General features: G+C 69.7%; 10 protein-coding genes. 5 read left to right on the forward strand and 5 right to left on the reverse strand.

Annotation, left to right across the window (positions count from 1 at the left end; genetic code table 11):
* Positions 1–16: 16 nt before the first annotated feature.
* Positions 17–1,063 (reverse strand): aldo/keto reductase, encoded by a 1,047-nt coding sequence (locus MQN93_RS17555; RefSeq protein ID WP_242710199.1) that lies wholly within the window; start codon positions 1,061–1,063, stop codon positions 17–19.
* 123 nt (positions 1,064–1,186) lie between these two features.
* Between MQN93_RS17555 and MQN93_RS17560 the strand changes: the two genes are divergently transcribed.
* Entirely contained in the window at positions 1,187–1,738 is a 552-nt protein-coding gene (locus MQN93_RS17560; RefSeq protein WP_016430248.1) for a TetR/AcrR family transcriptional regulator, read from the forward strand.
* Positions 1,739–1,780: 42 nt separating this feature from the next.
* Here the strand turns inward: MQN93_RS17560 and MQN93_RS17565 are convergent, their stop codons facing one another.
* From MQN93_RS17565 to MQN93_RS17580, 4 genes are all read right to left on the reverse strand, one after another.
* On the reverse strand, positions 1,781–3,091 hold the full coding sequence (locus tag MQN93_RS17565) for a glycoside hydrolase family 125 protein (protein WP_242710200.1): 1,311 nt from the start codon (positions 3,089–3,091) through the stop codon (positions 1,781–1,783).
* A gap of 94 nt (positions 3,092–3,185) precedes the next feature.
* Entirely contained in the window at positions 3,186–4,238 is a 1,053-nt protein-coding gene (locus MQN93_RS17570) for a LacI family DNA-binding transcriptional regulator (RefSeq protein WP_242710201.1), read from the reverse strand.
* Between the two features lie 50 nt (positions 4,239–4,288).
* On the reverse strand, positions 4,289–5,227 hold the full coding sequence (locus MQN93_RS17575) for an ROK family protein (protein ID WP_242710202.1): 939 nt from the start codon (positions 5,225–5,227) through the stop codon (positions 4,289–4,291).
* A complete protein-coding gene (locus MQN93_RS17580; protein WP_242710203.1) occupies positions 5,224–6,945 on the reverse strand; it encodes a DUF8485 domain-containing protein in 1,722 nt (573 codons plus the stop codon). The genes MQN93_RS17575 and MQN93_RS17580 overlap by 4 nt, the downstream gene beginning before the upstream one ends.
* 294 nt (positions 6,946–7,239) lie before the next feature.
* Between MQN93_RS17580 and MQN93_RS17585 the strand changes: the two genes are divergently transcribed.
* Genes MQN93_RS17585 through MQN93_RS17600 form a run of 4 tightly spaced genes read left to right on the forward strand, consistent with a single transcriptional unit; the run spans position 7,240 to position 11,549 of the window.
* Entirely contained in the window at positions 7,240–8,553 is a 1,314-nt protein-coding gene (locus MQN93_RS17585) for an ABC transporter substrate-binding protein (RefSeq protein ID WP_242710204.1), read from the forward strand.
* Positions 8,550–9,512 carry a carbohydrate ABC transporter permease gene (locus tag MQN93_RS17590; protein WP_242710205.1) on the forward strand — a complete coding sequence of 321 codons (963 nt, stop codon included), beginning with the start codon at positions 8,550–8,552 and terminating at the stop codon, positions 9,510–9,512. Before MQN93_RS17585 ends, MQN93_RS17590 begins: the two co-directional genes overlap by 4 nt.
* A gap of 3 nt (positions 9,513–9,515) precedes the next feature.
* Positions 9,516–10,331 carry a carbohydrate ABC transporter permease gene (locus MQN93_RS17595; protein ID WP_016430255.1) on the forward strand — a complete coding sequence of 272 codons (816 nt, stop codon included), beginning with the start codon at positions 9,516–9,518 and terminating at the stop codon, positions 10,329–10,331.
* A gap of 36 nt (positions 10,332–10,367) precedes the next feature.
* Positions 10,368–11,549 (forward strand): glycoside hydrolase family 76 protein, encoded by a 1,182-nt coding sequence (locus tag MQN93_RS17600; RefSeq protein ID WP_242710206.1) that lies wholly within the window; start codon positions 10,368–10,370, stop codon positions 11,547–11,549.
* Position 11,550: the final 1 nt, after the last annotated feature.

The raw sequence follows: 11,550 nt of genomic DNA on the forward strand, positions 1-11,550 counted from the left end.
GACGTCATGTCCGGGCTCAGACGTTCGCGTAGCCGGGGATGGTCGCCTTGATCCGCTCCAGTTCCGCCGCGTCGGAGACGCCCTGGAAGTCGTGGCGGGGGGTGTAGGGGGCCTCCATGTGGCGGGCCTCGTCGTCGGTGAGGTCGATGTCGAGGGAGGCCACGGCGTCGTCGATCTGCTGGATCGTGCGGGCGCCGACGACGGGGGCCGCGACGACGGGGTTGCGGCGCAGCCAGGCGAGGGCGACCTGGGCGCGGGTGACACCGCGGGCGTCGGCGACGGCGCCGACCGCGTCGATGATCTGCCGGTCGCTGTCGGTGCTGGTGTAGAGGGTGTCGGCGTAGGCGCCGTCGGTCGCGGAGCGGTCGCCGCTGCCTGTTTCGCCGTAGGGGCGGGCGAGGCGGCCGCGGGCCAGCGGGCTCCAGATCATGGTGGCCACGCCTTCGTCGGCGCAGAGCGGGAGCATTTCGCGTTCCTCTTCGCGGGCGAGCAGGTTGTAGTGGTCCTGCAGGGTGACGAAACGCGCCCAGCCGTGGCGTTCCTGGAGGTGCAGCACCTTCGCAAACTGCCAGGCGTGCATGGAGGAGGCGCCGAGGTAGCGGGCCTTTCCGGCCTTCACCACGTCGTGCAGGGCCTCCAGCGTCTCCTCCAGCGGCGTCTCGCTGTCGAGGCGGTGGATCATGAGAACGTCGACATGGTCGGTGCCCAGACGGCGCAGGCTGTGCTCGACCTCGCTCATGATCGCCTTGCGGGACAGGCCGCCGCCGTTGGGGCTGCCGGGGCGCATGGCATGGCGGATCTTGGTGGTGATGACGACGTCGTCGCGGTGCGCGAAGTCCTTCAGCGCCCGGCCGAGGATCTCCTCGCTGGAGCCGTAGGAGTACAGGTTGGCGGTGTCGAAGAAGTTGATGCCCGCTTCGAGGGCGTGCTTGATCAGGGGACGGCTGGACTCCTCGTCCAAGGACCAGACGGGGTGGCCGCGGTCGGGCTCGCCGTAGGTCATGGCGCCGATGGCGAGCGGGGAGATGTCGAGGCCGGTGCGGCCGAGCTTGATGTAACGCACGGAGAAACTGCTCCTAGAATGGGGAACGAGAGCAAACGGAGAACTCTCCGTCTGACCTGGTCGACAGTAACGGAGAGTTCTCCGGTTCGCAATCGGACGACCGCACGCCCATCAGGAGGGCCCATGACCGACGCCGCCCCGCAGCGCTCCGACGCGCTGAAGAACCGGGAGGCGATCCTCCAGGTCGCCCATGACGCGCTCGCCGAGTCCCCGAACGCCTCCCTCAACTCGATCGCCAAGCGCGCGGGCGTCGGCCCCGGCACGCTCTACCGGCACTTCCCCACCCGTGAGGCGCTGCTCCTGGAGGTCCATCAGCACGACGTGAAACGTCTCGTCGCCTCCGTACCGGACGTCCTCGCGGCCCACGCCCCGCTCGACGCGCTGCGGCAGTGGTTCACCACGCTCGCCTCTTACGTCCGCATCAAGCACGGCCTCGGCGACGCGCTCCACTCCGCCGCCGCGCAAGAGGCCGTCAGCGCCTCGTGGCCCCCCGTCACCGCCGCCGTCGGTCAGCTCCTCGACGCCTGCGAACGCGCCGGCGAGGTACGCCCCGGGATCGACCCGGTCGACGTGATCATGCTGTTGAGCTGTCTGTGGCGTACCCCCGACACCCCCGAAGGCGCCGCGCAGGCCCAACGCCTGCTGGAACTCGCCATCGACGGCTTCCGCCCCTGAGGACCCTTCCGGCGGATCGCCACGCCGCCACCCGCCGGCCGATCAGCCTCCGTCGCCCGCACTCCACAAGAAGCGGGTGCCCAACTCAACGACGTCCAGGGCCAGTTCGGCGTACATCGCGTTGGCCCAGGAGAACCAGGGGCGGGTGAAGCGGTATGGGTCGTCCTTGTGGAAGGACTCGTGCATCGCTCCGGTTCCGGCATCGGTGTCGATCAGCGTCGTCAGGGCCTTGAGCCTGTCCGCGGCGGTGTTGCTGGTCAGGCCCTGCACGGCGATGGCGATCGGCCAGATGTGGTTCTCGGGCGTGTGGGGGCTGCCGACTCCCTCGGCGGCGGTTCCGCGATACCAGGTCGGGTTGGCCCGGGAGAGGACGAACCTGCGCGTCGCGAGATACAGCGGGTCGGTCGCCGCGATGTCGGCGACGAGGGGCAGCGACAGCAGGCTGGGCATGTTGGCGTCGTCCATGAGGAGCGCGTTGCCGCGCCCGTCCACTTCGTACGCGTAGATCGAGCCGAAGTCGGGGTGCCGGACCGTTCCGTGGGCGAGGACGGCCTCGCGCAGTTCGGCCGCCAGTCGGACGGCGTCGTCGGCAAGTGCCGTGTCCGCGAGGTGGTGTGCGATGTCGGCCACGCCGTCCAGTGCGGCTGCGGCGCTCAGGTTGGCGGGCACGTTGTAGCCGTAGACGCAGGCGTCGTCGCTCGGCCTGAACCCGCTCCAGGTCATGCCGGTCCGGGCGACGGGTGTGCCCCTGCCCGCGTTCGGCAGCGTGTCGCTCTGCGGTCCGGTGGCGCGGACGAAGCGGTACGACGAGCGGGATTCGTGGTCCTGTTCCGTGCGCCAGACCCCGATGACGATGCGGGCGACGTGCGCGGCTCGGGCGAGGTGATCGGTCCGCCCGGTGGCCCGCCAGAAGCGGTGGGCCAGAAGGAGGGGGAAGGCGAGGGAGTCGACCTCGTACTTCTGCTCCCACACCCAGGGGTCGCCGCACAGGTCGTCCGGATCGTGCGCCCGGCCGGAGGGTTCGGCGTTGAAGGCGTTGGCGTACGGATTGTGCTCGATCTGCTGGAACTGGCGTGCCAGTACGGCCGCTACGAGGTCCTGCAGAGCGGTGGCGTCGCGCATGAGCGCCAGATACGGCGTCATCTGGGTCGTGGAGTCACGCAGCCACATGGCGGGGATGTCACCGGTCACCACGAACGCGGTGCCGTCGGGCATGGGGTTGATGGTGCGGGCCAGGGTGTCGTCCAGGCGGCGCACCAGCATCCGGCCGTAGCGGGGGTCGCCGAGGTCGTCGAGGCGCCGGACCGCCTGCTCGACGACGGGATGGTCCTTGACGCTGGTGGGGAACTGCATCGTCAGCCTTTCTGCGGACCGTGCAGGGCGGGAACCCGCCGGGCCCTCACCCGCAGGACCGGTGGTGCGTCAACGGCGCCTGTTCCAGAGGTCGTTACGCGGTGGGTGGCGGTGTGCTGCCGAAGGCGCGTCCGCCGGGGTGCCCGTGCGGGCCGTACCGGATCACGCGGGTGGGGACCGTGACGCGGCGTGAGGCGGGTGGTTCCGCATCCCGGTGGCCGAGGCGGTCGATCAGCAGGCGTGCGGCCTGTCTGCCGATCTCGTCGGCGTCGTACGAGACGAGCGTCAGCGGGAGGCCGAGGATGTCGGAGAGGTCGAAGTCGTCGAAGCCCGCCAGGGGAAGAGTGGTCCCCGCCTTGTACAGGGCCCGGATCGCTCCCTGGCTGATGCGGTTGTTGGTGCAGAACAGTGCGGTGGGGCCTTCGGGCAGGTCGAGGAGTTCGAGGGCCGCCCGCTCGGCGGTCGCGGCGTCGACGAGGCCTTGCCTGATCAGGGTGTTGTCGGGTTCGACACCGCTCTCCTCGTGTGCGGCCCAGAATCCGCGCAGGCGTTCCGCGCCGGTGTACAGCGCGGGCGGGTTGCCGAGGAAGGCGATGCGGGTGTGCCCTTCCGCCAGGAGGCAGGCGGTGGCCTCACGGGCTCCGTGGAAGTCCTCGACCAGGACGCAGTCGGTGTCGAGTCCGGCCGGTGGCCGTGCGGCGAGCACGACGGGGACATGACGCATGGCGTCGGCCAGGTGCTGCTGCCGGCTGCCGGCGGGGACGACGATCAGCCCCTCGACCCGGTGGTCGATCAGACCGTCGACGAGACCCGGCTCGCGCTCCGTCTGTTCGCCGGTGTTGCTGAGCATCATCCGGAAGCCGTGCTCGGTGAGAACCTCCTGGACGCCGAGCGCGAGACGCGAATAGAAGGGGTTGGCAAGGTTGGTGACGACGAGGCCGATCATCCCGCTGCCGCCCAGCCGCAGACTGCGGGCGGTCTCGTTGCGGCGGTAGCCGAGACGGTCGACCGCGGCGAAGACCCGCTCGCGGGTGGCTTCGGAGACCCCGGGGTCGTTCTTGAGCACCCGCGAGACCGTCATGGCACTGACCTGCGCGAGTCTCCCGACGTCGTGCATGGTCGGCCCGCCGCCTCGGCGAGCGGTCATGCCCCTTCTCCTTCCTGCGTCTGCCATGGCGTCCCGGACCTGATCAGCCCTCAAGGCGCCGCGCTCGTCGTGTCCTGTGCCCAGTGGGCGGCTCCGATCAGCGGTGCCTGCGCGGGCTGCCCGGCCGGCAGTACGCGCGCGGTGGTCCCGCCGGTCCGAACCAGCCCGGCGGTGAGCGCAGGGTGGATCAAGTCCCACGACTGGGCCATGGAACCACCGATCACCACCGCGGTGGCCTCGAAGCGGTCGATCCACGGGGCCAGGGCCTGGCCGAGGGTTTCGAAAGCGTAGCGGAAAGCCTCCTGAGCGGCCGGGTCGCCCTTCGTCGCCCATGCTGCGATCTGGTGGACGTCGGGCAGCGCCGCATCATCCGCTACGGCCGCGCTGCGGGCGTAGCGGGCACGGATGGCGCGGCGCGAGACGAGGTCCTCCAGCGGCCGGTCGTCCACGGTCAGCCGGTGCACATGACCGCCGGGCGGCACCTCGGGGCCCTCGTGCACGGGCCGGCCGTCGCGCAGGAACGACGAGCCCACGCCCGTGCCCAGCGTCAGGCACACCACGCGCTCGTGGCCCGCGGCGGCTCCGGCGTGATACTCGCCGATGGCGAAGGCGTCGGCGTCGTTGAGGAAGCACAGCCGCTCGGCCCGGTGCGCCAACCGGCGGCGCAGACCCGCCCCGACGTCGACGCCGGACAGGGACTCGAACTTGCCGATGCCCGCGAAGCGGCCCACCCCGGTGTCGTAGTCGAAGGGGCCCGGCATGGCCACGCCCCAGGAGAGCCGGTGCTCGGCGGGCAGTTCCAGGGCGGCCAGAGCGATGGCGTCGAGGATGTCGGCGGCCGCGGCGTCGGAGCCCAGGGGTCTGCGCAGCACCGACGACGGTACGGGGCGGCCGGTCGCGAAGTCGACGAGGGCGGCGGTGACATGGGTGCCGCCGATGTCGAGTACGGGGATCGGCGCACCGGTGAGCCGGGCGACGGTACTGGTCACGGCTCGACCACCAGGGCCTTGACGATGTACACGGCTTCGGTGCCCACGGCGCGGATGCGGTAGGGGCCCGCCGCGGCGGGCACGGTGATGGTCTCCGCGAAGGCCAGGAAGTGACTGCCCGCGTCGCGGGTCTCGATGACGGCGCCCTCGCCCGCTGCGACGTTGAGGATGTGGAAGCGGCCGGCGGTGTCGTCGGCGATGCCGGCGTCCGGGGCCACGACCAGGCGGTGCACCGCGTAGAACATCTCCGGCAGGGCGCCGATGACCTCCTCGCGCCAGCCGTCACCCTCGCGCAGCGTCCGCGGCTGCTGGATCAGGTCCTTCGTGACGTCCTCCCCCCGTCGTGCGGTGTCCAGGTTGGCGAAGCCGTGTTCGTACGGCAAGGGCCGGGAGGCGCCGGTGGCGTCCTTGCGGAGCCAGTCGTAGAAGCGCAGGGAGTACAGATACGGCGTCGCGCTCACCTCCAGCACCAGGTTGCCCGCTCCGGAGGCGTGCGGGGTGCCCGCGGGGATCATGAACAGCTGGCCCACGGTGGCCGGGTGGGTCTGGACGTGGTCCTCGACGGGAAGCGGGGTGCCCTCGGTGATGGCTTCCTCCACCTGGCGGCGCATGACGTCGAGGTCGGCGTGCTCGGTGAGGCCGAGCAGGACCTGGGCGCCGGGCTCGCTGGCGGTGACGTAGTACGTCTCGTGCTGGGTGTAGGGCCAGCCGAACACCTCCCGCATGTACTGCTCCTGCGGGTGGCAGTGCAGGGACAGATTGCCGCCCCCGACCGTGTCGAGGTAGTCGAACCGGATCGGGAACGAGGTGCCGAAGGTGCGGTGGACCTCCTCGCCGAGCATGGCCACCGGGTGGAGCACGCAGAGCAGTTGGAAGGGGATCTCGACCTGCGGGCCGCTCTTGTCGCCGACGAGGACTCCCGCCTCGGGGGCGATCAGTTCGTAGCCGAGGGCGGTGTTGCCGGCCTGCGGGGTGAAGCCGAGTTCGCTCGCCGCCCACTGACCGCCCCACGGTGTGGAGTTGAAGTAGGGGCGAGTACGCACGGGTCCGCGGGCCAGGTGTTCCAGGGTGCTGCGCAGCGCGGCACCGTCCAGTGACGCGGGTGCGTCCGCGTCCTGCATGTCGATCCACCGCTCGACCCGCGTCACGTGCGCGTCCCGGTGCCGGTCCAGCACGGGCCAGTCGGTGTAGAACAGCCGCACCAGCGCGCCGGGTTGGCCGGGGCGGCCCAGGTTGACACCGACCGGCAGCTGCCCGTGCGCCACGGCGGCCTCGGCGTACCGCTTCGGCAGGTCCGCGTACCACAGCACATCCGGGTCGCACAGTGCCGCGCCCGGGCCGAACACCACCAACACGCCGTCATTCAGGGGCTGTTCGGGCCGGGGGACGGAGTCGAAGAGGTCCGCGACCTGCGCCTCGGACAAGGGGGTGAAGAAGGGGTCGTCGGCCGGGACGGGCCGAGCGGCGATCCGGTCGGCGGCTGCCGGTGCGTAGTGGCGGTGCACGTCCATCAGCTCGACCTCACGCCCCGCGGCACGCAGGGCCGACGACAGACCGTCGCTCAGCGCGCTCCAGTCCAGGGCGGCAGGACCGTCCACCGCCAGCACGAGCGGACCGGAGGGCAGCCCCGCGACCGCGGCCGGCCAGCCTGCGGCCACCTGCCCGTCCACGGGCTCGTAGCTGGGGTGGGGATCGTACGAACGAGACGCGGACGGCACATCTTCTCCTCGCTGGGTTTCACCAAGTGCGTTAACGATAACAACAGCTGGCTGAAGCAGTCCACCCCTCCACACGAGACGGATTTTGACGGCCATCAGACCTTTGAGCTGCACATATTCACAACAAGCGAAGCAGTACGCGCTTCAAATGGCGACGAACCCTTGATGTGACCGGAGTGTTGTCGTTAACCTCCGGGCAACACGCAGTCGGCGTTCAGGCGACTTCCCTGGCCTCGCGTCTGCTCACTGGCTCACATCCGGCCATGCAGGTGGCCCGTTCGGTGAAGGTGATCAATGACAGCATCGGGCACGCCCCGCCGCGCAGCCGCGCCGCTCGCCCGGCGTCGCTTTCTCGCCGGGATGACCGCAGGCGCGGCCACCCTCGCGGTAGAGGGCTGCGCTCGCGGGGACAGCACGTCCTCGCAGCCGGGGACCACGAGCATCTCCAACGACAACGCCACCTGGGACGAGGGCTACCGCTCGGCCGGACAGGCACTCAAGAAGATCACCGGCTATGCGCTGCGGCCGCTGTCGAACCCGTCGGTGACCTCGTACCAGCAGGTCGTCCAGATGACGCTGCAGACCTCGAAGGCCACCGACCTCGTCAAGTGGGCATCCGGCTACCAGCTCAAGCGCCTGGCGCGTGCGGGCGGTCTCACCGACCTGTCGCACGTCTGGCAGACGTACGCGGCCAAGGGGTGGGTGCGCGACGCGACGCGCGAGACGGTGTCGTACCACGGGAAGGTCTACGGCATTCCGCTGTACGAGTCGTACTACGTGCTGTTCTACAGCAAGCCGGTGTTCCGGAAACTGGGACTGACCGTCCCGACGACCTGGGCCGAACTGCTGCACTGCGCCGAGGTGCTCAAGCGGAACAAGATCACGCCGTTCCTCGCCAGCCAGGTCGGCGGCTGGCCCGCCATCGAATGGTTCCAGGAGCTCGTCACCAAGGTCGATCCGCGCTTCTACCAGAAGCTGGTGGCCGGCCAGGCGTCCTATCTCGACGCCCCGGCACGCAAGGCGATGGACATCTGGCACGACTTCATGCGCAAGGGCTGGATGACGTCACCCGACTACGACCAGAACCGTGGCCCGGGCGCGGTCAAGGCGGGCAGCGTGGGCATGTTCCTGCACGGCACCTGGCAGTCGCAGGGCATGAGCGCCGTCGGCATGAAGCCGGATGTGGACTACGGCGCGTTCATCCTGCCCACGGTGGACTCCTCCACCCCGAAGAGCGTGATCACCGAGTCCGGTGTCTTCGCCGTTCCCGCCGAGGCCTCCTCGCACTCGGCGGCCATGGCCAACGTCGGCTCCTGGCTCGCCCCGCCCGTGCAGCGCGTGTGGAGCGACTTCCTCCAGGACAGCTCGGCCAATCCCACGGTGCGCTCGGGCAACCCGGTCGTGGCGCGGCTGCAGCAGGACATCGCCCGCGAGCACCGGATCCCGCTGATCAGGTACTGGGAAGCCAGCCCACCCAGTCTCATCCAGGGCAACACCGACGACCTGGGCGGCTTCATGGCCGGACAGACGTCGCCGGCCACCACGCTCCGCCGGATGCAGGAGCGTGCACAGGACGAATGGGCGGCTTGGAGGCGTGACGAGGCATGAGCACTTTCTCGACCGAGCGGCAGACGCCCACCACCAGTGACGGACTCCCGGCGGCTCCTTCCGGCGGTGCACAGCGTCCGCCGGTGCCGCACACCTGGCGCAAGAGGCGTGAACGCCTGACGGCCGGAGCGTTCATGACCCCGGCGGTGCTCCTGGTCGCCGCCTTCCTGCTCGCCCCGTTCGTGTGGACGATCTACCGCAGCTTCTTCAGCGACAGCAGGACCACGCCGTTCAGCTGGTTCGACAACTACTCGCTGTTCGCCTCCGACCCGGCGCTGGCCCGCTCCATCCAGAACACCCTGATGTGGGTGGTGGGCACCGTCGTGCTCCCCTTCGTGCTCGGGCTGGCCATCGCCATCCTGTCCAACACCACCCGCTGGTCGCGCCTGGCGCGGCTGTGCGTGGTGCTTCCCTACGCGCTCTCGGGCTCGGCCGTGGCCGTGGTGTGGAACTTCATGCTCACCACCGACGGCGCCGTCAACCAGGTCCTGACCAACCTGCACCTGGACTCGCTCGCCCAGGGATGGCTGCTGACCTGGCCCGGCAACACGATCGTGATGATCCTCGCCAACGCCTGGCAGGCCACCGGTGTCGCCGTCATCCTCTTCCTCGTCGGCCTGCAGTCCATCCCGCCGGAGACCGTCGAGGCCGGCGCCCTGGACGGCGCGGGGAGCTGGCAGCAGTTCCGCCACATCGTGCTGCCCCAGCTCAGGCCGGTGTCGATCATCGTGATCGGCATGAGCCTCGTCAACGGCCTCAAGTCGTTCGACCTGATCTGGGTGCTCACCCAAGGAGGGCCGGGACGGGCCACGGAGACCCTCGCGGTGTCCATGTACAACGAGACCTTCCTGGAACTGCGGCCCGGCGCGGGAGCGGCGATCGCGGTCGTCCTCACCGTGATCGTGCTGGCGGCTTCCTGGCTCTACCTGCGCCGTCAGCTCGACGTGAAAGGCGAGTGACCCATGTCCGTAAGCCGAGTTCTGCGCAACGGCACCGTCGTCGTGCTCGCCCTGCTGTGGCTGGTCCCGACCTGGCTCCTGGTGGTCAACGCCCTGGTGCCGGCCGCGAGTTACAACGGCGCGCCGCACTGGCTGCCCAGCAGCTTCGGGCTGTTCGACAACATGTCCCAGGCCTGGGACAAGGCCCAGCTCGGGCCCGCGCTGGGCAACAGCCTCCTGTACGCCGTCGTCAGCGCGCTGGCCGCCGTCGTGCTGGCCTCCGGTGCCGCGTTCGCCACCATCGTCATGCCCGTCAAGCGCCAGGCGCTGTGGTTCTGGCTGATCTACTCGGGCACACTGCTGCCCCTGCAGGTCTTCATCCGGCCGCTGTTCCTGTCGTACGCGAAGACCTCCCTGTACGACACCCAGATCGGACTCGTACTGATCTACACGGCCATCGCGGTGCCGTTCGCGTTCTTCGTCATGCGCAACTACGCCCTCACGCTGCCGCGGGAGGTCGTGGAAGCGGCGCGGATGGACGGTGCCTCCTGGTGGCGGCTGTTCTGGCAGATCCATGTCCCGCTGTCCCGGTCCGCCATGATCGCCGTCTTCGTCTTCCAGTTCGTGGCCGTCTGGAACGACCTGATGTTCGGCATCACGCTCACCACGAGCCGCAACATCCGGCCCATCATGGCCGCGCTCGCCGATCTGCAGGGCAACTACACCAATGTCGGGCCACCGATCGTCCTCGCCGGAGCCCTCCTCGTCTCCCTGCCGACCCTGGTGCTGTTCTTCTCCGCCCAGCGCTTCTTCATCAGCAGCCTCAAGATCCACCGCTGATCCGTGCACGCCTCCTCCTCGCCACGAAGGGCAACCATGCTGAGATCGCTGCTTCGTCGTACGACCGTGACCGCCGCCTGTGCGGGCCTGCTCTGGAGTGCCGTCCCCGCACACGCCCAGCCCGCACGCCCCCACCCCGTCTCCCCCGCGGCGTGGGCCGGCCGCGCCACCGACGCCTACAACGCCCTGCAGGCCCACCTCTACCAGGGCAAGGACCAGCACGGCCTGTACCTGGAGCGCACACCCCGGCAGGCGAACGACCCCGAGCACTCCTACCTGTGGCCGATGCGCGAGGCCGCCGCGGCCACGGTGGACATGCAGGAACTCCCGGGCAGCGGCCCCACCTACCGCACGGACGCGACCGAGCGTTTCGACACCATCGAGCTGTACTTCACCCCCGGCACCCGGCCCGGCTACGAGTCCTACCTGCCCGCTCCCCTGGGCTCGGGCGGCGACATCTACTACGACGACAACGCCGTGGTCGGACTGAGCGAACTCGACCAGTACGACAGCACGGGCGACCGCACCTACCTGGCGCGGGCCGAGCAGATCATCCCCATCGTCACCCGCGCCTGGGACAGCGACACCACCAAGGCCTGCCCCGGCGGAATGGACTGGTTCGACTCGACCAACAACACCATCCGCGCCACCAACGTCACCGCGCTCTCCGCCCAGTTGGCCGCCCGGCTCTACGAACACACCCACAACCCGGCCTATCTCGCCAAGGCCGAGCAGTGGTACGGCTGGGTGTACTCGTGCATGCGCCAGGCACCGGGTCTGTACAGCAACGACCGCGGCGACGACGGCAGCACCAACCCGACGCTGTGGACCTACAACTCGGGCGCCATGATCGGCACGGCAACCGCCCTGTACCGCGGCACCGGCAACGCCGACTATCTGCACAAGGCCGTCGAGGACGCCCGCGCCTCCCTGGCGTACTGGACGCAGGGAACCCGTCTGCACGATCAGCCGGCCATCTTCAACGCCTTCTACTTCAAGGACCTGCTCGACCTGGACGCCGTGCGGCCCGACCCCGCCTACCGCAAGGCTGTGAGCGCCTACGCGGACAGCACGTACGCCGCCAACCGGGATGCCGCGACCGGACTGTTCCACTTCCAGCCGTCCGGCGGCGGCGACTACGACCCGAACGTACCGGCCGAGACCCTGGAACAGTCCGCGATGGTCCAGATCTTCGCCACCCTGGCCGCCGACAACTGAC

The organism is Streptomyces spinosisporus, from assembly GCF_022698145.1.
GTDB classification, from domain to species: domain Bacteria; phylum Actinomycetota; class Actinomycetes; order Streptomycetales; family Streptomycetaceae; genus Streptomyces; species Streptomyces spinosisporus.